At 64.6% G+C, this 19,732-nt stretch carries 19 protein-coding genes; 17 read left to right on the forward strand and 2 right to left on the reverse strand.

Annotated features, from left to right (window positions below; all coding sequences use genetic code 11):
• The first annotated feature begins 69 nt into the window (after positions 1 to 69).
• The 6 genes from lgt to ACTPOI_RS17760 all read left to right on the forward strand — a co-directional run bounded on the left by lgt (position 70) and on the right by ACTPOI_RS17760 (position 7,296).
• Positions 70 to 894, forward strand: a complete 825-nt coding sequence (gene lgt, locus ACTPOI_RS17735) for a prolipoprotein diacylglyceryl transferase (RefSeq protein WP_440112662.1) — start codon at positions 70 to 72, stop codon at positions 892 to 894.
• A 460-nt stretch (positions 895 to 1,354) separates the two neighbouring features.
• Positions 1,355 to 2,023, forward strand: a complete 669-nt coding sequence (locus ACTPOI_RS17740) for a GntR family transcriptional regulator (protein WP_440111158.1) — start codon at positions 1,355 to 1,357, stop codon at positions 2,021 to 2,023.
• The gene (locus tag ACTPOI_RS17745; RefSeq protein ID WP_440111160.1) at positions 2,020 to 3,540 is read left to right on the forward strand and encodes a malonyl-CoA decarboxylase; all 1,521 of its coding nucleotides are present in this window, start codon (positions 2,020 to 2,022) and stop codon (positions 3,538 to 3,540) included. Before ACTPOI_RS17740 ends, ACTPOI_RS17745 begins: the two co-directional genes overlap by 4 nt.
• 156 nt (positions 3,541 to 3,696) lie before the next feature.
• Positions 3,697 to 4,692 carry a Bug family tripartite tricarboxylate transporter substrate binding protein gene (locus tag ACTPOI_RS17750; RefSeq protein WP_440111162.1) on the forward strand — a complete coding sequence of 332 codons (996 nt, stop codon included), beginning with the start codon at positions 3,697 to 3,699 and terminating at the stop codon, positions 4,690 to 4,692.
• Positions 4,693 to 4,832: 140 nt separating this feature from the next.
• The gene (locus ACTPOI_RS17755; RefSeq protein WP_440111164.1) at positions 4,833 to 5,639 is read left to right on the forward strand and encodes an enoyl-CoA hydratase/isomerase family protein; all 807 of its coding nucleotides are present in this window, start codon (positions 4,833 to 4,835) and stop codon (positions 5,637 to 5,639) included.
• 70 nt (positions 5,640 to 5,709) lie between these two features.
• Complete coding sequence (locus ACTPOI_RS17760; protein ID WP_440111166.1) at positions 5,710 to 7,296, forward strand: malonate--CoA ligase; 1,587 nt, start codon at positions 5,710 to 5,712, stop codon at positions 7,294 to 7,296.
• Positions 7,297 to 7,533: 237 nt separating this feature from the next.
• On the opposite strand, the gene ACTPOI_RS17765 is transcribed toward ACTPOI_RS17760, so the two are convergent.
• On the reverse strand, positions 7,534 to 7,977 hold the full coding sequence (locus ACTPOI_RS17765) for a universal stress protein (RefSeq protein ID WP_440111168.1): 444 nt from the start codon (positions 7,975 to 7,977) through the stop codon (positions 7,534 to 7,536).
• 232 nt (positions 7,978 to 8,209) lie between these two features.
• Between ACTPOI_RS17765 and ACTPOI_RS17770 the strand changes: the two genes are divergently transcribed.
• The 9 genes from ACTPOI_RS17770 (at position 8,210) to ACTPOI_RS17810 (ending at position 16,306) form a co-directional block, all read left to right on the forward strand.
• Positions 8,210 to 10,663, forward strand: coding sequence for a heavy metal translocating P-type ATPase (locus ACTPOI_RS17770; RefSeq protein ID WP_440111170.1), 2,454 nt, complete (start codon positions 8,210 to 8,212; stop codon positions 10,661 to 10,663).
• Positions 10,663 to 10,800 carry a cbb3-type cytochrome oxidase assembly protein CcoS gene (ccoS, locus tag ACTPOI_RS17775; RefSeq protein ID WP_069103101.1) on the forward strand — a complete coding sequence of 46 codons (138 nt, stop codon included), beginning with the start codon at positions 10,663 to 10,665 and terminating at the stop codon, positions 10,798 to 10,800. The genes ACTPOI_RS17770 and ccoS overlap by 1 nt, the downstream gene beginning before the upstream one ends.
• A gap of 64 nt (positions 10,801 to 10,864) precedes the next feature.
• Complete coding sequence (gene ccoN / locus ACTPOI_RS17780) at positions 10,865 to 12,304, forward strand: cytochrome-c oxidase, cbb3-type subunit I (protein WP_440111172.1); 1,440 nt, start codon at positions 10,865 to 10,867, stop codon at positions 12,302 to 12,304.
• Between the two features lie 16 nt (positions 12,305 to 12,320).
• Positions 12,321 to 12,953 carry a cytochrome-c oxidase, cbb3-type subunit II gene (gene ccoO / locus ACTPOI_RS17785; RefSeq protein WP_440111174.1) on the forward strand — a complete coding sequence of 211 codons (633 nt, stop codon included), beginning with the start codon at positions 12,321 to 12,323 and terminating at the stop codon, positions 12,951 to 12,953.
• Between the two features lie 11 nt (positions 12,954 to 12,964).
• Entirely contained in the window at positions 12,965 to 13,102 is a 138-nt protein-coding gene (locus tag ACTPOI_RS17790) for a CcoQ/FixQ family Cbb3-type cytochrome c oxidase assembly chaperone (protein WP_015014811.1), read from the forward strand.
• 24 nt (positions 13,103 to 13,126) lie between these two features.
• Positions 13,127 to 14,044, forward strand: a complete 918-nt coding sequence (gene ccoP / locus ACTPOI_RS17795) for a cytochrome-c oxidase, cbb3-type subunit III (RefSeq protein WP_440111177.1) — start codon at positions 13,127 to 13,129, stop codon at positions 14,042 to 14,044.
• Positions 14,045 to 14,125: 81 nt separating this feature from the next.
• Positions 14,126 to 15,574, forward strand: coding sequence for a cytochrome c oxidase accessory protein CcoG (gene ccoG / locus ACTPOI_RS17800; RefSeq protein ID WP_440111179.1), 1,449 nt, complete (start codon positions 14,126 to 14,128; stop codon positions 15,572 to 15,574).
• 68 nt (positions 15,575 to 15,642) lie between these two features.
• Entirely contained in the window at positions 15,643 to 15,924 is a 282-nt protein-coding gene (locus tag ACTPOI_RS17805) for a FixH family protein (RefSeq protein WP_440111180.1), read from the forward strand.
• Positions 15,925 to 16,012: 88 nt separating this feature from the next.
• Positions 16,013 to 16,306 carry a hypothetical protein gene (locus ACTPOI_RS17810; protein ID WP_440111182.1) on the forward strand — a complete coding sequence of 98 codons (294 nt, stop codon included), beginning with the start codon at positions 16,013 to 16,015 and terminating at the stop codon, positions 16,304 to 16,306.
• A gap of 164 nt (positions 16,307 to 16,470) precedes the next feature.
• Here ACTPOI_RS17810 and fnr read toward each other — a convergent pair whose 3' ends face one another.
• Positions 16,471 to 17,193 carry a fumarate/nitrate reduction transcriptional regulator Fnr gene (fnr, locus tag ACTPOI_RS17815; RefSeq protein WP_069103094.1) on the reverse strand — a complete coding sequence of 241 codons (723 nt, stop codon included), beginning with the start codon at positions 17,191 to 17,193 and terminating at the stop codon, positions 16,471 to 16,473.
• Positions 17,194 to 17,378: 185 nt separating this feature from the next.
• On the opposite strand from fnr, the gene hemN reads away from it, so the two are divergent.
• Positions 17,379 to 18,761 (forward strand): oxygen-independent coproporphyrinogen III oxidase, encoded by a 1,383-nt coding sequence (gene hemN / locus ACTPOI_RS17820; protein ID WP_440111184.1) that lies wholly within the window; start codon positions 17,379 to 17,381, stop codon positions 18,759 to 18,761.
• 117 nt (positions 18,762 to 18,878) lie between these two features.
• Positions 18,879 to 19,634 carry a sulfite exporter TauE/SafE family protein gene (locus ACTPOI_RS17825; protein WP_440111186.1) on the forward strand — a complete coding sequence of 252 codons (756 nt, stop codon included), beginning with the start codon at positions 18,879 to 18,881 and terminating at the stop codon, positions 19,632 to 19,634.
• The last annotated feature ends 98 nt before the right edge of the window (positions 19,635 to 19,732 follow it).

A 19,732-nucleotide genomic window follows, 5' to 3' on the forward strand; every position in this document is an offset into this window, starting at 1 on the left:
GTTGGCATGCAGCGCAGCGCCATCTCGGGCGTCGATGGGCATTTCGGCCCGGGGCACAATACCGGCAACATGCTGACCTATCCCCATATCGATCCTGTCGCCCTGCAACTGGGCCCGCTCGCCATTCACTGGTACGGGCTTACGTATCTGGCAGCTTTCGGGCTGTTCATGCTGCTCGGCATCCGGCGCCTGCGCCACCAGCCTTTTGCCTCCGTCACCGGCCCGGGGGCCTGGTCGCGCCGGGATGTGGAGGACATCCTGTTCCTTGGAGTGGCGGGCGTCGTCATCGGCGGCCGGCTGGGCTACTGCCTGTTTTACAAGCCTGGCTACTACCTCAGCCACCCGCTGGAGATTTTTGCGGTGTGGCAGGGCGGCATGGCGTTCCATGGCGGGCTGCTGGGCGTGATCGTGGCCATGATCTGGTTTGCGCATTCGCGCAAGCGGCCCTGGCTGCAGGTGGCCGACTTTGTGGCGCCTTGCGTGCCCACGGGGCTGGCTGCAGGGCGGGTGGGCAACTTCATCAACGGCGAGCTGTGGGGCCGTTTCGCCAGCCCCGACCTTCCTTGGGGCATGGTGTTTGCGCACAGCGGCTCCATGCAGCCGCGCCACCCGTCGCAGGTGTACCAGTTCTTGCTTGAAGGCCTGCTGCTGTTTGTGCTGCTGTGGCTCTACGCCCGCAAGGAGCGCCGCCAGGGCCAGGTGGCGGCGGCTTTCCTGATGGGCTATGGTGTGTTCCGCTTCATTGCCGAGTACTTCCGCGAGCCCGATGCGTTCCTCGGCGTGCTGTCGCTGGGGATGAGCATGGGCCAATGGCTGTGCGTGCCGATGATCGTGGGTGGCGTTGCGCTGTGGCTCTGGGCCCAGCGGCAGCCCCTGGCGGTTGCCCGCGGGTAGTTTTTGGGCGAAATCGGGCGCACGCCAAGGCGTTAATTGCACCTGTTGCTATATAAAGTATAGCTAATACTCGCCGCAGCGCCAAGCTGCCGCCCAGGATTTCCAGGCGGAGATTGCGGCGCCGGCTTGGCAATGCTGCTGCCTGCATGCCGCTGTGGTGTTCGCTGTGGCCCCCACGCGCTGAACGCCAAGCCCACTGCGCCCCGCGGGTGGGCCCGGCGGCCCGGTTTTCCGCTCTGAAGACGAAAATCGCGCCCGCATTGCGGCAGTGGCCCCCTCTGCCGGCCGCGGGCCTGTTGCTTTCCCCACATCCCCTGCGTATTTCCGCTTGCACTTTCCATAATTATGAGAAATTATGGAGTCACGTGCTGTAGCGGCCGGTTTGCCGGCACTAAGCGGCTGTTACACGCTGAAAACCTGTCTCTGCCCCCAAACTTCGCCAGTCACTCCACCTGTCTCCATGCGCCCGCAACCCAACTCCCTGCACGACGAAGCGGCTTCCCGCCTGAGGGAGCAGATCTTCTCGGGCAGTCTGGCGCCCGGCAGTTTTGTGGATGAAGCTGCGCTGTGCGAGCGCCTGGCCATCTCGCGCACGCCGCTGCGCGAGGCACTCAAGGTGCTGGTGGCAGAAGGGCTGCTGCGCCATGAGCCGCGCCGGGGCTGCTTTGTGGCGCAAATCACGGCACAGGACGTGGACGACATCTTTCCCGTGATCGCGCTGCTCGAGGGCCGCGCCGCGCACGAAGCCACCCGCAAGGCCACTACGGCGGATGTGGCTGCACTGGAGGCCCTGCACCAGCGCCTGCAGCAATGCGCCGACGAAGGCAGCATCACCGCGTACTACGAGGCCAACTACGCCATTCACGAGGCCTTCATCACCCTGGCCGATAACCGCTGGCTCGCGCAGGTGATTGGCGACCTGCGCAAGATCCTGCGGCTGGCGCGGCTGCAGACGCTGCAGGCCCCCGGGCGCCTGCAGCAAAGCCTGGCCGAGCACTTGGCCGTGTTTGCCGCCCTGAAGGCTCACGACAGTGATGCCGCCGAAGAAGCCATGCGCAACCACCTGCTGCGCCAGCGCGATGCGCTGCGCGAGATTGCCCGCCACCAGACCTCAAGGCTTGCCCCATGAACAACAGCACCACCGAATGGATTTCACGCAGCGTCTCGCGCCTGCGTTCCGTGGTCCCGGCGGCAGACAAAGCCGCAGGCGGCGATGGCACCGCCGGCAAGCCAGCTGACAAGCCTGCCCGCGCTGCCGCAGTGGACGGCAGCGTGACCGACGTGGTTGCCAAGACGGCGGTGCCACGGTCCACGCACGAACGGCTGGTGGCCACACTGCGCCGGGGGCAAGAGGCGCTCTCGCCGCGCGCCCTGCGCCGCCTGCTGGCCGACCTGCAGGAAGTGGTTGCGCCGCAGGTCAGCGAGCTCGAAGGCGGGCGCCGCGCGCAAGCCGTGGCCCAGTGGTACGCCGCCGCGCAGCCGGAGGAGCGGCGCGACATGTGGCTGCTGATGTGCGAGCAGTTCGCCCCCGATGCCACACGCTTCAAGTCGGCCCGCCAGCGCTACGAGGCCGCTGCGGGCACCGCCGAAGAAGGCCAGGCCGAGATCAGCCTACGCCGCGCGCTGGTATCGCCGCGCACCCGGCTGCTGCAGCGTTTTGCCGTGTTCCCCGAAGGTATGCGCTTCCTGGTGGACATGCGCGCCGAGCTGCTACCCATGCTCAAGGCAGACAAGCGCCTGCTGGCCCTCGATGCCGAGCTGGAGCAGCTGTTTTCCACCTGGTTTGATGTGGCGTTTCTGGAGCTGCGCCGCCTGTCGTGGGACTCGCCCGCATCGCTGCTCGAAAAGCTCATCAAGTACGAGGCCGTGCACGACATCCGCAGCTGGGCCGACCTGAAAAACCGGCTCGACAGCGACCGGCGCTGCTACGGGTTCTTCCACCCGCGCCTGCCCAACGAGCCCCTGATTTTTGTGGAGGTGGCGCTGCTCGACCGCATCTCCAGCAGCATCACGCCGCTGCTCGATGAAGCCGCCGCACCGGTGGACATCACCCGCGCCAACACGGCCATCTTCTATTCCATCAGCAACACGCAAACCGGCCTGCGTGGAGTGAGCTTTGGAGATTCGCTCATCAAGCATGTGGTGGAGACGCTGGCGGCGGAGTTTCCACGGCTGCGCACCTTTGCCACGCTGTCGCCCATACCGGGCTTTCGCGCGTGGCTGGGCAAGAACGCGCCCGCGATGCTCGAGCGGCTGGATGACAAGCGCCGTGCCGAACTGGGCCGCGCGGTGGGCTTTGAGCCGCCACAGGCCGCGCACTTTCTGGCCTCGGTGGACAAGCCGCTGGAGCTGGATGCCAAATCGCCCGTCCGCCAGATGCTGCTGGAGTGCGCCGCTCACTACCTGGGGCGCGACCTGCAGGACGGCAAGCCCTGCGATGCCGTGGCCCGCTTCCACCTGGGCAACGGTGCCCGCGTGGAGCGCCTGAACTGGGGCGGCGACCCGTCGGCCAAGGGGCTCAAGCAGTCGTATGGGCTGATGGTCAACTACCTGTACGACCTCAAGCGCATCGACAAGCACCGTGCCATGCTTGCGCACGGCAAGCTGCCCGTGTCGGGCGAGATCGAGAGCCTTTTGCGCGGTTGAAGCAACGCAAGCAGATGGGCCCTTGCAGGTACCGCCCGTGTGGCGGAGCAGGGGCCGCGAAGACAACGCTACCGGTGCGGCGCAGCACCGTCAGCGCGGTGGACGGCCCGGACAACGGCCGCAGGTTTTTCCAACAACGATGACAGGAGACAAGCAATGAACCCATTTTCGATACGCCGCCGCGAACTGCTGGTGGGCGCAGCTGCAGCGGGCCTGGGCACCGCCACCACGGCCACCTGGGCCCAGGCCAGCGCATGGCCCACCAAGCCCGTCAACATGGTGGTGCCGTTCCCGGCAGGCGGCGGTACCGACGCCTTCGCGCGGCCGCTCGCCGCGCAGTTTTCCAAGTCCATTGGCAAGACGCTGGTCATTGACAACCGCGGCGGTGCCGGCGGCACCGTGGGCGCCAGCTTTGCCGCCAAGGCGGCGCCGGACGGGTACAACCTTTTCATGGGCGCGGTGCACCACGCCATTGCGCCGTCGATGTACCCCAAGCTCGACTACGACATCGAAAAGGATTTCATCCCCCTGTTCCTGCTGGCCAACGTGCCGCAGGTAGTGGTGGTCAACCCCAAGAACGTGCCTGCCACCACCTTCCAGCAGTTCATGGATTTCGTGAAGCGCAACCCGGCCAAGCTCAACTACGGCTCGGCCGGTGCAGGCACTTCGCACCACATGGCGGGCGAGCTGTTCAAGCAGCAGACGGGCACCTTCATCACCCACATTCCGTACCGCGGCGCGGGCCCGGCCCTGCAGGACCTGATTGGCGGGCAGGTGGACATGATGTTTGACGGCCTGGGCTCGTCGGCCGCCCACATCAAGGCCGGACGCATCAAGGCGCTGATGGTCTCGGGCCCCAAGCGCAACCCTGCCTTCCCAGACGTACCGTGCGCGGCCGAGGTGGGCCTGCCCGACTACACGGTGACCACCTGGTACGGCCTGTGGGCGCCCAAGGGCACGCCGGCCGACCTGCAGGCGCGCATCATTGACGAGGTGCGCAAGCTGGGTACGGCCGATGAGCTCAAGACGATCTGGGCTGCCAACGGCGCGGATTTTGGCGGCATGACGCAGCAGCAGTTTGCGGCGTTTGTGAGCAGCGAGGTCAAGCGCTGGGCGGCGGTGGTGAAAACCTCCGGCGCTAAATTGGACTGACCCCCTGAGTCGCTGCGCGCCTTCCCCCTGAAGGGGGACGCCACCCGTGGCCTGGCGGAGCCAGTTCCACGGTGGCACTGGCGATGGCGCAGCGCTGGTTTTGTGGGCAGTTGGCTTGGCGGACGTGATAGGCAATGAATATGTCTGGTGAAGTGTGGGTGAGGGATGGCGAACACGGCGTGGTGTATGTCACCTTGCGCCACGCTGGGCGGCTCAATGCCATGTCGCGGGCGATGTGGCGGCAGTTGCGTGCGGTGTTTGAGGACATCCAGGGCCGTGGCACTGCTGTGCGCTGCGTGCTGGTGGCGGGGGAGGGCGATGCTTTCTGCGCGGGCGGCGACATTTCGGAATACCCCGGGTTCCGGTTTGACGCGGCAGCGTTGCGCGACTTTCACGAAAACGATGTCTGGGGTGGGCTCAACGCCATGCTGGAATGCGACGCGCCTATCGTGGCGCAGATCAGCGGCGCCTGCATGGGGGCGGGGGTCGAGATTGCCAGCTGCTGTGACATCCGCATCGCCGGCAGTTCTGCCCGCTTCGGTGCGCCCATTGCAAAGCTGGGCTTTCCGATGGCCCCGCGCGAGGCGCAGCTGGTGGCCGCGGCGGTGGGCGATACCGTTGCCCGCCAGATGCTGCTCGAAGCTGCCACCTTCAGCGCTGCCGACATGCATGCGCGCGGTTTCCTCAGCCGCGTGGTGCCGGACGATGCGGTGACGGCCGAGGCGCTGGCCAGTGCCCTGCGCGTGGCCGCATTGGCGCCCGAGGCCGCCCGCATGAACAAACAGACGTTTCGGGCATTAAAACAGCCTGTAGCGCTTGATTTGATTGAACCTATTGCTATCAATAATGTAGTAAACGCCACGTCTGACCCTTACGCCTACGCCAGCAGCGCCGAGCACCGCGAAGGCATTGCGGCGTTTCTCGAAAAGCGCAAGCCCGTGTTCTGAACCCCTGCTGCAACCCGCCACGCTGCGTCAGCCACCGTATTACCTGTTCAACGTTGTCACTCTTTGCCCCATGAGCCACCACAACCTTTTCAGCGCCCTGCGCGCCGCGTTCCCCGCTGACCTGGACCAGATCGCCGTGGAGACCACCGCGCCCGACGGCACGCCGCTGCTGTACAGCTGGCGCGACCTGGACCACGCCAGCGCCCGCATGGCCAACCTGCTGGCCTCGCTCAAGCTGCCCGAAGGCAGCCGCGTGGCGGTGCAGGTCGAGAAATCGGTCGAGGCAATGATCCTGTACCTGGCCACGCTGCGCGCTGGCTATGTTTTTTTACCGCTCAATACGGCGTACCAGAGCGGCGAGATCGAGTACTTCATCGGCAATGCCGAGCCCGCCGTGGTGGTGTGCACGCCCGGCAACTTCGGCTGGGTGAGCAAGATCGCCTTCACCCAGGGCACGCAGCATGTGTTCACGCTGGGTGATGACCGCACCGGCAGCCTGCTCGAGCGCGCCACGCACCACGGCGACGTGCAAGAGCCCGTGGCGCGGCAGGAAGATGACCTGGCCGCCATCCTGTACACGAGCGGCACCACGGGCCGCAGCAAGGGGGCGATGCTCACGCACGGTAACCTGCTGTCGAACGCGCAGGTGCTCAAGGACTACTGGGGCTGGACCAACCAGGGCGGGCCCGAGGGCCGTGGCGACGTGCTGATCCACGCGCTGCCCATCTTCCATGTGCACGGGCTGTTCGTGGCCATCCACGGCGCGCTCATCAATGGCAGCAAGATGATCTGGTTTGCCAAGTTCGACCCCAAGGCTGTGCTGGCTGCCATGCCGCGCGCCACGGTGTTCATGGGCGTACCCACGCTGTATGTGCGCCTGCTGGCCGAGGCAGGGCTGAACAAGGAGGCTGCCCGCAACATGCGCCTGTTCATCGCGGGCTCTGCGCCGCTGCTGATCGAAACCTTCAACGAATGGCAGCAGCGCACCGGCCACACCATTCTGGAGCGCTACGGCATGAGCGAAACCATCATGCTCACGTCCAACCCCTATGCTGCCGACGCGCGCCATGCGGGGCAGACCGAGCGGCGCGGCGCCACTGTGGGCTTCCCGCTGCCCGGCGTGGGCCTGCGCGTGGTGGACGACGCGGGCAAGGCCGTGCCGGTGGGCGAGATCGGCAACATCCAGGTGCGCGGGCCCAATGTGTTCAAGGGCTACTGGCGCATGCCCGAAAAGACGGCCGAGGAGTTCACCGCGGATGAACAGGGTGGTCGGTGGTTCAAGACCGGCGACGTGGGCAAGGTTGATGAGCGCGGCTACGTGAGCATCGTGGGCCGCAGCAAGGACCTCATCATCAGCGGCGGCTACAACGTGTACCCCGCAGAGATCGAGGGCTACATCAACGACATGTCCGGCGTGGCTGAAAGCGCGCTGGTGGGCGTGCCGCACCCGGATTTTGGCGAGGTGGGCGTGGCCGTCGTCATCGCCAAGCCAGGTGCGCAGCTCAACCCCGATGCCATCGTGGCGGCCCTGAAGTCGCAGCTGGCCAACTTCAAGATCCCCAAGAAGTGCTTTGTGGTGCCCGAGCTGCCCCGCAACACCATGGGCAAGGTGCAAAAGAACCTGCTGCGCGATCAGTACAAGGGGCTATTTGCCTGACGTCAGGTAACCGTCTTCGGAGCGGACTGGCCCTGAGCCTGCTCCGCAAGCACTGAACGAGGGTGGGGAGGGCGGCGAGGCCGCCCGGACCCCTCGGCGCGGCCCGGGTTCATGCGCCGGATGCTGCGCATGACGCGACTAAGCAGCTACCGGGCAGCCAGGGCCGCCCACGTCGTTTTGCTACGCGATCAATAGCTGCTTGTGCTTATCCAATAAGCGCCAGCGGCCATTTGGCACTCAGCGCAGGACCAGCACCGGAATGTGCGAGTGCGTCAGCACGTGTTGCGTTTCGCTGCCCAGCAACAGGCGCTTGATGCCCTTGCGGCCGTGCGATGCCATCACGATCAGGTCGGCCTTGTGCTTTTTGGCGGCAGAAATCACGGCCTCTGCGATGAGGTCGGACTTGGCGACCACGCCTTTGACGGTGATGCCCTGCGCGCCGCCCTGGGCAGCCACGCCATCGACCATGGCCTGCGCCGAATCCGACCACTGCTTTTCGATGCGCTTGACGTCGCCCGCCTCGACGGGGATACCACCTTCAAAGTAGCTGCGCGGGTAGCGGGGCACCACCTTGAGGGCAATCACGGTGGCGCCGGTCAGGCCGGCCAGCGCCAGGCCGTGTTCCACCGCTTTTTCGGACAGTTCGGAGCCGTCGGTGGCGATCAGGATGCGTTTGTACATGGAGTTTCTCCTCAAGGTAGTTAAAAAGCCTGCCTGCCGGCACACCTGCTCAGCTGCGTTTTGCGCCTCACCGGGACGGCCTCTGTCGCTGCCAGGGCGCCGCCTGTCGTGCGCTGCGGTGGCTCCCTCCGTTGCTTTTGGGCAGGCTCGACAGGGAGCGTAGGCACAAATGATGGGTTCGGGCTTGATCCAGGTCAACGCGGCGACGGGCTATCGGCGATAGCCTTGAACCATGTCAAAGTTTCGTCCCGCCGCGCCGGTTGACACACCGTCGCCGCAGCCTGCAGAGGCTGCAGCCGCCCAGACTTCGCTGCTGGACGAACCCCAGGAGTGGTCGGCGTTCGGCCGCGCCTGCACCCCGGCCGGGCAGGTTGACGCTGCCGATCCGTGGGCCAGCCCGTGGGAATCGCATGTGGTGCTGGAAGGTATGCACTGCGCGGCCTGCGCCCTCACCATTGAAGACGCCCTGAAGGCCGTGCCCGGCGTGCAGCAGGCCGACGTGAGCGCCGCCACGCGCCGCGCCCGGGTGGTGTGGAACCCGGCCCAGGTCATGCCCTCGCAATGGATGGCTGCTGTGCAGCATGCCGGCTACCGCGCAATGCCCGCCATGGACGCCTTTGCCCGGGCGCAGCGGCTGCGCGAAAGCCGCCGCGCGCTGTGGCGCTGGCTGGTGGCGGGGTTTTGCATGATGCAGGTGATGATGTACGCGTGGCCTGCCTACGTGGCCCAGCCCGGCGATCTGACGGCCGAGATGGAGCACCTGCTGCGCTGGGCCTCTTGGGTCATCACACTGCCCGTGGTGGTGTTCTCGTGCGGGCCGTTCTTCTCCAGCGCACTGCGCGACATCCGACTGCGCCGCGTGAGCATGGACCTGCCCGTGGCGCTGGGCATGGCCATCACGTTCATCGTCAGCAGCGCAGGCACGTTCGACATGGACGGCATCTTCGGCAAGGAGGTGTACTACGACTCGCTGACGATGTTCGTCTTCTTCCTGCTGACCGGGCGCTGGCTGGAACTGCGCCTGCGCGACCGCACCGCCGGCGCGCTGGAGGCCGTGATGAATCGCCTGCCCGACAGCGTGGAGCGCCGCACCGGCGATGGCAGCTTTGTGCGGGTGGCCACACGGCGCCTGGCCGTGAGCGACACCGTCCGCGTGCTGGCAGGCGAAGCCTTTCCGGCCGATGGCCGCATCACGGCGGGCCACACCCATGTGGACGAAGCGCTGCTGACGGGCGAATCCACCCCCGTGGCCCGTGCAGAAGGCGGTGCCGTCACGGCCGGCAGCTACAACCTGCAGGCACCCGTGGAAGTGCTGGTGGAATCGACGGGCGCGCAAACCCGGTTTGCCCAGATCGTGGCGCTGATGGAAAGCGCATCGCTGCAAAAGCCGCGCCTGGCCCAGTTGGCCGACCGCATTGCGCGCCCATTCCTTTGGGCGGTGCTGGTGGCGGCCGGGCTGGCTGCGGCCTGGTGGTGGCCCACTGACCCCGGCCACGCGCTGATGGTGGCGGTGGCGGTGCTCATCGTCACCTGCCCGTGCGCGTTGTCGCTGGCCACGCCGGTGGCCATGCTCACGGCTGCGGGCACCCTGGCGCGCCATGGCGTGCTGGTGCGCAACCTGCAGGCGCTGGAAGCGCTGGCCCGGGTGGACACCGTGGTGTTCGACAAGACCGGCACGCTCACCCGCGATGCGATGGCGCTGCGATCCGTACACACGGCACCAGGCATCAGCGCCGACGAGGCCTTGTCGATGGCTGCCGCGCTGGCTGCGCAATCGATGCACCCCGTATCGCGCGCGGTGGCGCTGGCGGGTGCGGCGGCCTGCGGCCATTGGCGGGTTTCTGACCTGCGCGAAGAGGCGGGCCGGGGTCTGGTGGGTACGCTGGCAGATACGCGGCAGGACGGTGCGCCGTCACGGGTGTTCCGGCTGGGTTCTGCGTTGCACGCCGGTGTGGCCGTGTCGGGCGCCAGTGCTTCGCTGCAAGCCGTGCTGTCGCTGGAGCATGACGACGGCAGCGTGAGCGAGGTGGCACGGTTTGAACTCGCGGAAGACCTGCGCACCGAGGCCCCTGGCGTGGTCGATGTGCTGCAGCGCGCCGGCATTGCCGTGCAGCTGCTGTCAGGGGACCGTGCCGGCGCCGTGCAGCGCGTGGCAGCCCAGGCGGGCATTGCCGCGGCGCACGGCGAATGCACTCCCCAGGGCAAGCTCGCTGCGCTCAAAGACCTGCAGATGGCAGGTCACCATGTGGCCATGGTGGGCGACGGGCTCAACGATGGCCCGGTGCTTGCCGGTGCGCATGCATCCTTCGCCTTTGGCCGTGCCGTGCCGCTGGCTCAGGCACAGGCCGATTTCGTGGTGCTGGGCGACAGCCTGGAACTGGTGCCGCAGACGGTGATGCTGGCGCGACACACGCTGCGCGTGGTGCGCCAGAACCTGTGGTGGGCCGCGGGCTACAACGCCCTGTGTGTGCCCCTGGCGGTGATGGGCGCCATGCCCGCATGGCTGGCAGGCCTGGGCATGGCGCTCAGTTCGCTGCTGGTCGTGCTCAATGCCGCGCGCCTGTCGCGCAGCCTGCCGGCGCTGCCTCCTTATGCCGCAACAGCCTTTGCAGGCAACAGCGCTGCCGCTGCCTTGCACTCACCCGTTTCCGATCTTCCCAACGCCACACGCCCGGAGCCTGCCTGATGGACATCCTTTATCTGCTGATTCCGTTGTCGGTCGCGCTGGTGCTGCTGGTGCTTGCGGGGTTGTGGTGGGCGGTTTACCACGGCCAGTTCGAAAGCGTCGAACAAGAAGGCGAGCGGATTCTCCGGGACGATTGACATGTGTCAATGTGCCTGAGCCCCCTGTGCAACAAACTATGACTGCAATATAACGAGGTGCCCGATGGATCTAGCAAAAACAAATGCTGCGCACTACAACGATACGGTGGTGCGGCAGTTTTCTATCATGGCCGTGGTTTGGGGGGTGGTCGGTATGCTGGTGGGCGTGGTCATCGCCGCCCAGTTGGCCTGGCCCGAGCTCAACTTTGGCATTCCATGGCTGAGCTACGGGCGCCTGCGCCCACTGCACACCAACGCTGTGATCTTCGCCTTTGGTGGCTGCGCACTGTTTGCCACCAGCTACTACGTGGTGCAGCGCACCTGCCAGGTCAGGCTGTTTGCCGCGCCACTGGCGGCTTTCACGTTCTGGGGCTGGCAACTGGTCATCCTGGCCGCGGCCATCAGTCTGCCGCTGGGCTATACATCGGGCAAGGAATACGCTGAGCTGGAGTGGCCCATCGACATCCTGATCACGCTGGTGTGGGTGTCTTATGCCATCGTGTTCTTTGGCACCATTGGCGTACGCAAGGTCAAGCACATCTATGTGGCCAACTGGTTCTTTGGCGCCTTCATCCTGGCGGTGGCACTGCTGCACGTGGTCAACAGTGCCGCCATCCCTGCAGGCTTCATGAAGAGCTACTCGGCCTACGCCGGTGTGCAGGACGCCATGGTGCAGTGGTGGTACGGCCATAACGCTGTGGGCTTCTTCCTGACCGCAGGCTTCCTGGGCATGATGTATTACTTCATCCCCAAGCAGGCTGGCCGTCCGGTGTACAGCTACCGCCTGTCCATCGTCCACTTCTGGGCGCTGATCTTCACGTACATGTGGGCCGGCCCACACCACCTGCACTACACCGCGCTGCCAGACTGGACGCAATCGGTGGGCATGGTGTTCTCGCTCATCCTGCTGGCTCCCAGCTGGGGCGGCATGATCAACGGGATCATGACCCTGTCGGGTGCATGGCACAAGCTGCGCGATGACCCCATCCTGCGCTTCCTGATCGTGTCGCTGTCGTTCTATGGCATGTCCACGTTCGAAGGTCCGATGATGTCCATCAAGACCGTCAACGCCCTGAGCCACTACACAGACTGGACCGTGGGCCACGTGCATTCCGGTGCGCTCGGCTGGGTGGGCCTGATCTCGATGGGTTCGCTCTACTACCTGGTGCCCCGGCTGTTTGGTCGCGAAAAGATGCACTCGGTCAAGGCTATTGAACTGCACTTCTGGATGGCCACCATCGGCATCGTGCTGTACATCGCCGCGATGTGGATCGCCGGTGTGATGCAGGGCCTGATGTGGCGCGCCATCAACCCCGATGGCACGCTGACATACACCTTTGTCGAGAGTGTGAAGGCCACCTATCCGTTCTACGTGATCCGCGTGGCCGGTGGCCTGCTGTACCTGGGCGGGATGATCGTGATGGCCTGGAATGTCTGGATGACCACCATTTCCGGTCGCTCGGTCAAGGCGCCCATCCCTGCGGTCAACGCAGCACATGCCTGAGCCGAAGGAAACAACCATGTCCGATAACAACACATCGACTTCGACTGGCTTCACCCATGAAAAGGTGGAGACCAACAACTTCCTGATGATCGTGCTGATCCTTCTGGTGATCGCCATTGGCGGCCTGGTCGAGATCGTGCCGCTGTTCTTCCAGAAGTCCACGACCGAGGCGGTCAAGGGTGTGGAGCCCTACACCTCTGTCCAGCTGGTGGGCCGTGATATCTACATCCGCGAGGGCTGCTACAACTGCCACTCGCAGATGATCCGCCCCTTCCGTGCCGAAACCCTGCGCTATGGACACTATTCCGTGGCGGGCGAATTCGTGTATGACCACCCCTTCCAGTGGGGCAGCAAGCGCACGGGCCCCGACCTGCACCGGGTGGGCGGCAAGTACAGCGATGAATGGCATCGCATCCACCTGAACAACCCGCGTGATGTGGTGCCCGAGTCGAACATGCCTGCCTACCCCTGGCTTGAAAAGACGGCGGTGGACCCGGCCAGTGTGGCGCCGCGCATGAAGGCCCTGCGCACCGTGGGCGTGCCCTACACCGACGAGCAGATCGCTGCCGCGGCAGCCGATGTCAAGGGCAAGACCGAGTTGGATGCCCTCATTGCCTACCTGCAGGTCATGGGCCGCGCGCTCAAGTAAAGGAGACCGTCATGGACATCACCACCATGCGCATCGTCGCCACCCTGGCATCGATGGCCTGCTTCATCGGCATCTGGGTCTGGGCCTACCGTGGCCGTAACAAGGCCCGGTTCGACGAGGCAGCCCAGCTGCCCTTCGAGACAGATTGACCTTTACCAGAACGAGAACACCCCATGAGTGACTTCACCAGCAATTTCTGGTCGGTCTTTGTGACCACGCTGACGCTCGTCGGCATCATTGCCTGCGGCATCCTCCTTTGGCTGGCCGGGCGCAAGAAGGTCATCGCCACTTCCGACAACACCACCGGCCATGTCTGGGACGAAGACCTGGTCGAGATGAACAACCCCCTGCCACGCTGGTGGGTGTGGCTGTTCGTCATCACCATCGTCTTCGGCCTGGCCTACCTGGCCGCCTACCCGGGCCTGGGCAGCTTCAACGGCAAGCTCGGCTGGTCGCAAAAGGGCGAATACGAGGCCGAGATGGCCAAGGCCAAGGCCGAACTGGAGCCGCTGTATGCCCGTTTCGTGTCCATGAAGCCTGAAGAGGTGGCGGTAGACGCGCAGGCTCGCGCCATTGGTGAGCGGCTGTACATGAACAACTGCGCCCAGTGCCACGGCTCGGACGCTCGCGGCAGCAAGGGCTTCCCGAACCTGGCCGACGGCGACTGGCTGCATGGTGGCACTCCGGACAAAATCCGCGAGACGCTGGAAAAGGGCCGTATCGGCAATATGCCCCCCATGGCGGCTGCAGTGGGCACGGCAGAAGACGTGCGCAACGTGTCGCACTACGTGCTGAGCCTGTCTGGCAGCCCGCACGACTCGCTTCGTGCATCGCTGGGCAAGTCCAAGTTCGGTGCTTGTGCTGCCTGCCACGGCATGGACGGCAAGGGCAACCAGGCGCTGGGCGCGCCCAACCTGACGGACGACATCTGGCTGCATGGCTGGGGTGAGACGGCCATCACGGCCATCATCAACAACGGCAAGGTCAACCAGATGCCTGCACAGGCAGACAAGCTGACCGACGCGCAGATTGGTGTGCTGTCGGCCTATGTCTGGGGCCTGTCGAACAAGCAGGTCGCAGCGGCACGCTGACCGTCCCCGGGGCAACGCGCAGGCGTTGCCCTTTCGGTTTTTTCCTTTTTTGCTTTCTGGCTTCAACGCAGTCGAGACACCATGAATACACCCAGCGGGCCCGCTCGCAAGGTCATTCCGATCAGCCCGGTCGCATCCTCCGATGCCACGGCGGGAAGTGAAATTGTCTCGCTGTACGAAGCACAGAAGAAGATCTATCCCCGCTCCATCAGTGGCGTGTTTGCCCGCTGGCGCTGGGCGATGGTGATCCTGACCCAGTTGGCTTTCTACGGTGTGCCATGGCTGGAGTGGGGCCAACGCCAGATGGTGCTGTTCGACCTGGGCGCCCGCCGTTTCTACATCTTCGGGCTGGTGCTTTACCCGCAGGATTTCATCTACCTGACGGGCCTGCTCATCATCTCGGCCTTGTCGCTGTTCCTGTTCACGGCCGTGGCGGGGCGGCTGTGGTGCGGCTTTGCCTGTCCGCAGACGGTGTACACCGAGATATTCATGTGGATCGAGCACAAGATCGAGGGAGACCGCAGTGCCCGCCTGCGGCTGGACAACGGCCCCTGGACCTTCGAGAAAGTCCGCAAAAAGTTTTTGAAGCAGGTGGCATGGCTGAGTGTGGCGCTGTGGACCGGTTTTACCTTTGTCGGTTACTTCGTACCGATCCGCGAGCTGGGCGGCGAGCTGCTGGCCCTCCAGGGAAGCTGGCAGATCTTCTGGGTGCTGTTCTACGGGTTTGCCACCTATGGCAACGCGGGCTACATGCGCGAGCAGGTCTGCAAGTACATGTGCCCGTATGCGCGCTTCCAGAGCGCGATGTTCGACAAGGACACGCTCATCGTGAGCTACGACGGCGAGCGCGGCGAGCCGCGCGGCCCGCGCAACAAGACGGTGGACCACAAGGCCAAGGGCCTGGGCGACTGCATCGACTGCACGCTTTGCGTACAGGTGTGCCCGGTGGGCATCGACATCCGCAAGGGCCTGCAGTACGAGTGCATTGGCTGTGGGCTGTGCGTGGATGCCTGCAACACTGTGATGGACAAGATGCAGTACCCCAAGGGGTTGATCCGCTTTTCTACCCAGAACGCCGTGGCTCGGCGCTGGAACCAGTCGCAGATCATGCAGCGCGTGTTCCGCCCCCGGGTACTGGTGTATGGCGCGGTGCTGGTGGCGCTGTGCGTGGCAATGCTGGCAAGCCTGGTCACGCGCACGCCGCTGAAGGTGGACGTGGTGCGCGACCGCGCAGCCCTGTCGCGCATTGTGGCGGGCGGCAAGCTCGAGAACATCTACCGGCTGCAGGTCATGAATGCGACCGAGGGCACGCAGCGCTACCAGATCACTGCGCGCGGCTTGCAGGGGATCGAGACATCGATTGACGGCGATGTAGAGATTGGGCCGGCAGAGTCGCGTTGGGTGGCTGTGCGGCTGCAGATACCTTACGGTTCTGCCACGCCAGGCTCGCATCCGGTGCACTTTGACGTGCAAGCCGTGGGTTCTGCGGCCCATGTCACTGAAAAGTCAGTTTTCCTGGTGCCACGCTGATCTGTTTATTCGCGGTGCTACCGCCAACGCTCTTGACCGGGCTGTGATTTATTCAAGGAGAGAGTTCCATGGCATCCAACGCTGTTCCAGCCGTTTCGGCCCCCGCTGCCGCCCCCTGGTGGAAGTTCGGCCATGTCTGGCTGATCATTTCTGGCCCCGTCATCGTGATCATTGCCGGATTCGTCACCTTGTGGCTGGCCATCTCGCGGCCTGACCCCGTCGTCGCGGAAGACTATTACCGCCAGGGCGTGGAGATCAACAAGACCCTGCAGGGTGCCGACAAGAGCCTGTTGCCAGCAGTGAAGGCCCGCAACCACGCGGCCACCCCTGCCGAAGACGCACCACGCTGATCCCTGCCATGGCTGTCCGATTAGGGCGGCTTGCGCAACACCTGCGACCCTGGTCAACCGATCCTGAAAAAAAGAGGAGACAAGCGCGATGTGGACCCAACGCCTGATGTGGATAGCATGGCCTGCCTTTTTGATGGCAGGTGTGCTCGAGATGCTCGTCTTTGCGCTCGTCGATCCTCATGACCTGCACTGGTTTGGCCAGCCCGTGCCACTTTCACGGGAAGGCGTCTACACGCTGGCGTTTTTTGCTTTTTGGGTGGTCACCATGGCTTCCAGTGCGCTCACCACGCTGCTGGCTATGTCGCCGTTCGAGCTCAACCGGTGCCCGGTACCCGACGGAGAGCGGCCGGACGATTGCCGCAAGACTTCGGGCTGTGCCTGAACTGTCGGCGAAAGCCAGGCCGGGAGCCTTCAAGGGCAGGTTGCAGTCGCCGAGCCGCCCATTGCCCAACAGTGCGCGGTGAAGGTGTTGACAGGTTCAACCGGGCGGCTGAGCCGCGCTGTCAAATGAGCAGGCCTCCCGAGAACCCTCCGGCCACGCCCTGCTCAGTGGCAAGGCTGCTGGCTGTTGACAATGCGGCGCAGCGCGTCGGTGTCCAGGATGCGCACATGCCGCTGCTTGACCTCGACGATCTGTTCGTCGACAAATTTCGAGAAGGTGCGGCTCACGGTTTCGAGTTTGAGACCCAGGTAGCTGCCAATCTCTTCCCGGGTCATGCGCAGCACCAGTTCTGACTGCGAGAAGCCCCTGGCGTGCAGGCGCTGCACCAGGTTCAGCAGGAAGGCCGCCAGGCGCTCTTCGGCACGCATGCTGCCCAGCAGCAGCATCACGCCATGCTCGCGCACGATCTCGCGGCTCATGATCTTGTGCACGTGGTGCTGCAGGGCCGTGACCTCGCGCGACAACTCCTCAATGCGGTCAAATGGCATGACGCAGACTTCAGCGTCTTCCAGAGCAACGGCGTCACAGGTGTGGTGGTCGTTCACGATGCCATCGAGGCCGATGATCTCGCCTGCCATCTGAAAACCCGTTACCTGGTCGCGGCCATCTTCCGTGGCCACGCAGGTCTTGAAGAACCCGGTCCGAATCGCATACAGCGACGTGAATGTCTCGCCGTTGCGAAACAAGGTTGCGCCGCGCTTGACCTTGCGCCGCACGGCCACCACTTCGTCGATGCGCTGCAGTTGTTCTTCGTTCAGTCCTACGGGCATACACAGCTCCCGCAGGTTGCAGTTCGAGCAGGCGACTTTGATGGTGAGCGGATTCATGGCCGGTGGAACTAGTTGCGGAAAATAAGGATACTCCGCATCTGCATCAAACAGATGACGGTTGACCTCATGGGGCCAAATGATATGCGTCAAATTGTCGCAGTCAGCGCCTTGTGGCCGCTTGATGTAAATCAAGGACTGCCCGCGGCAGCTGCGGCACAGTCAGGGCGTTCCGAAGGATGCCCATGACCGCTGTCTCCCCTGACCTGCTGCGCCGATTTGATGTAGCGGGGCCACGCTACACCTCCTACCCCACCGCTGACCGCTTTGTCGAAGCCTTTGGGCAGGAAGATTATGTGCTGGCGCTCGATCAGCGCAGGAACGGAACGGTTGCGAAGGCGCTGCCGCTGTCGCTCTATGTGCACATTCCTTTTTGCGAATCGTTGTGCTACTACTGTGCGTGCAACAAAATCATCACCAAGCACCACGACCGGGCCGATCTTTACCTGCGGTACCTGAGCCGCGAAATTGACCTTCATACCGCCCATTGCGGAACAGGGCAGGTGGTGTCGCAGCTACACCTGGGCGGCGGTTCACCCACATTCCTCTCGGACGATGGGTTGCGTGAACTCATGGCTGTCCTGCGTCGCAGCTTCACGCTGGCACCGGGCGGTGAATACTCGATCGAAGTCGATCCGCGCACGGTGAATGCTGACCGCCTGGCAGTCCTGGCCGAACTGGGTTTCAACCGGCTGAGTTTTGGCGTGCAGGACTTTGATGCGGAGGTGCAGAAGGCCGTGCACCGGATCCAGCCTGCCGAGCAGGTGTTCTCGCTCGTCGAGTCGGCTCGCTCGCTCGGCTTCGACTCGGTGAACGTCGATCTGATTTACGGCCTGCCCCGGCAGACGCCCGAATCGTTTGATCGTACCCTGGCCCAGGTGGCCCAGCTGCGGCCCGATCGCATCGCGCTGTACGCATACGCCCATCTTCCCGAGCGGTTCAAGCCGCAACGCCGCATTGTGTCGGCCGAGCTGCCTGCGGCCTCGGCCAAGGTGGCGATGCTGTCTCGGTCGCTCGACGCCTTCCTGGACGCTGGGTACGTGTACGTGGGCATGGACCACTTTGCCTTGCCCTCGGATGCGTTGGCGGTTGCCAAGCGGCAGGGGCGCCTGCATCGCAATTTTCAGGGGTACAGCACGCAGCCTGATTGCGACCTCATTGCCCTTGGCGTGTCGGCCATCGGCAGGGTGGGGGCCACCTACAGCCAGAACGCCAAGACGCTGGAGGAGTACTACGACTTCCTCGACCAGGGGCGTTTACCGATCGTCCGTGGCCTGGCGCTGACGCGGGACGATCTTGTGCGCCGCGCCGTCATCATGGCGCTGATGTGCCAGGGTGAAGTGCTGTTCGAGTCCATCGAGCAAGGCTGGCTGATCGACTTCAAGCAGTATTTTGCTGCGGAGCTCACGCGCCTTGAAGAAATGGCCGAGCAGGGTCTGGTGCGCATGAATTCTGATGGCGTCGAGGTCACGCCGATGGGCTGGTTCTTTGTACGCGGCGTGGCGATGGTTTTTGACCGCTATCTCCAGGCCGACCGCTACCGGGCACGCTTCTCGCGCATCATCTGAACGGAGTACATCCATGCCATGCCAGGTCGTTGCCCTCGCAGTCATCGCCACCATGGGTGCGCATGGCGCAGGCGTGTGCCTGGGTGACTGCTGCGACGACCCGGTGGGAGCCAGGTCATGCTGAGCGCGGCTGCGTGGTCGGCGCTGGTGATGGGACTGGTGGGCGGATCGCATTGTCTTGCCATGTGCTCCGCCCCTTGTGGCGCATTGGTGGGTGCAGGGGGGCGCCCGGGTGTCGGTGCGGAAGACAAGGCTGGTACGGGCGTGCCTGTGCAGTGGGCAGCCCCGTGGCAGGCGCAGCGCCCGTGGCATCAAACTTGGCGTACGGTGGCCTTTCATCTGGGGCGCATCGGTAGCTACGCGGCCGTGGGCGCCCTTGCCGCGGCAGCCATGGACAGCCTGGCATGGCTCACGCAGCAGGCCACGGCACTGCGCCCCGCCTGGACGCTGATGCACGTTGCGGTGATGGGCTGGGGGCTGATGATGATGGTTCAGGCGCGGCAACCTCAATGGGTGGAGCAGGCCGGGCGCGCCGTCTGGGGCAAGGTACAGCCGATGGTCCGGTCGCATGGGGGTCTGATGACCACCGGTTTCCTTTGGGGGCTGATGCCTTGCGGCCTCCTTTATTCGGCGCTGCTGGTGGCCGCGCTCAGCGGCGGGCCGGCCGAAGGGGCCTTCAGCATGGCGTTGTTCGGCCTGGGCAGTGGACTCTGGCTGGTCGGTGGGCCGTGGGCTTGGACAGCCGTCCGGTCACGGCTGAACCTCGTGCGCGCCGAATGGGGCAGCCGGTTTGCGGGCGGGTTGCTGTGCGCAGTGGCAGCCTGGGCGCTGTGGATGGACCTGGTCTACAAGCCGTCGCTGTGGTGCCGCTGAACCCACGGGGGCCTGGCTTTCGTCTCGTCTTCGCAACACCACGGGCCTGCTTTCCGGGTGGCGACGTCCTTGGCATGGCGCTGAGCAGGGGTGTCTTA

The organism is Acidovorax sp. BL-A-41-H1, assembly GCF_051942715.1.

Bases quoted from the DNA above. Each gene is read 5' to 3' on its own strand.
- lgt (WP_440112662.1), top strand. From the start codon at position 70: ATGCTGACCTATCCCCATATCGATCCTGTCGCCCTGCAACTGGGCCCG.
- ACTPOI_RS17740 (WP_440111158.1), top strand. From the start codon at position 1,355: ATGCGCCCGCAACCCAACTCCCTGCACGACGAAGCGGCTTCCCGCCTG.
- ACTPOI_RS17745 (WP_440111160.1), top strand. From the start codon at position 2,020: ATGAACAACAGCACCACCGAATGGATTTCACGCAGCGTCTCGCGCCTG.
- ACTPOI_RS17750 (WP_440111162.1), top strand. From the start codon at position 3,697: ATGAACCCATTTTCGATACGCCGCCGCGAACTGCTGGTGGGCGCAGCT.
- ACTPOI_RS17755 (WP_440111164.1), top strand. From the start codon at position 4,833: ATGTCTGGTGAAGTGTGGGTGAGGGATGGCGAACACGGCGTGGTGTAT.
- ACTPOI_RS17760 (WP_440111166.1), top strand. From the start codon at position 5,710: ATGAGCCACCACAACCTTTTCAGCGCCCTGCGCGCCGCGTTCCCCGCT.
- ACTPOI_RS17765 (WP_440111168.1), bottom strand. From the start codon at position 7,977: ATGTACAAACGCATCCTGATCGCCACCGACGGCTCCGAACTGTCCGAA.
- ACTPOI_RS17770 (WP_440111170.1), top strand. From the start codon at position 8,210: ATGTCAAAGTTTCGTCCCGCCGCGCCGGTTGACACACCGTCGCCGCAG.
- ccoS (WP_069103101.1), top strand. From the start codon at position 10,663: ATGGACATCCTTTATCTGCTGATTCCGTTGTCGGTCGCGCTGGTGCTG.
- ccoN (WP_440111172.1), top strand. From the start codon at position 10,865: ATGGATCTAGCAAAAACAAATGCTGCGCACTACAACGATACGGTGGTG.
- ccoO (WP_440111174.1), top strand. From the start codon at position 12,321: ATGTCCGATAACAACACATCGACTTCGACTGGCTTCACCCATGAAAAG.
- ACTPOI_RS17790 (WP_015014811.1), top strand. From the start codon at position 12,965: ATGGACATCACCACCATGCGCATCGTCGCCACCCTGGCATCGATGGCC.
- ccoP (WP_440111177.1), top strand. From the start codon at position 13,127: ATGAGTGACTTCACCAGCAATTTCTGGTCGGTCTTTGTGACCACGCTG.
- ccoG (WP_440111179.1), top strand. From the start codon at position 14,126: ATGAATACACCCAGCGGGCCCGCTCGCAAGGTCATTCCGATCAGCCCG.
- ACTPOI_RS17805 (WP_440111180.1), top strand. From the start codon at position 15,643: ATGGCATCCAACGCTGTTCCAGCCGTTTCGGCCCCCGCTGCCGCCCCC.
- ACTPOI_RS17810 (WP_440111182.1), top strand. From the start codon at position 16,013: ATGTGGACCCAACGCCTGATGTGGATAGCATGGCCTGCCTTTTTGATG.
- fnr (WP_069103094.1), bottom strand. From the start codon at position 17,193: ATGAATCCGCTCACCATCAAAGTCGCCTGCTCGAACTGCAACCTGCGG.
- hemN (WP_440111184.1), top strand. From the start codon at position 17,379: ATGACCGCTGTCTCCCCTGACCTGCTGCGCCGATTTGATGTAGCGGGG.
- ACTPOI_RS17825 (WP_440111186.1), top strand. From the start codon at position 18,879: ATGCTGAGCGCGGCTGCGTGGTCGGCGCTGGTGATGGGACTGGTGGGC.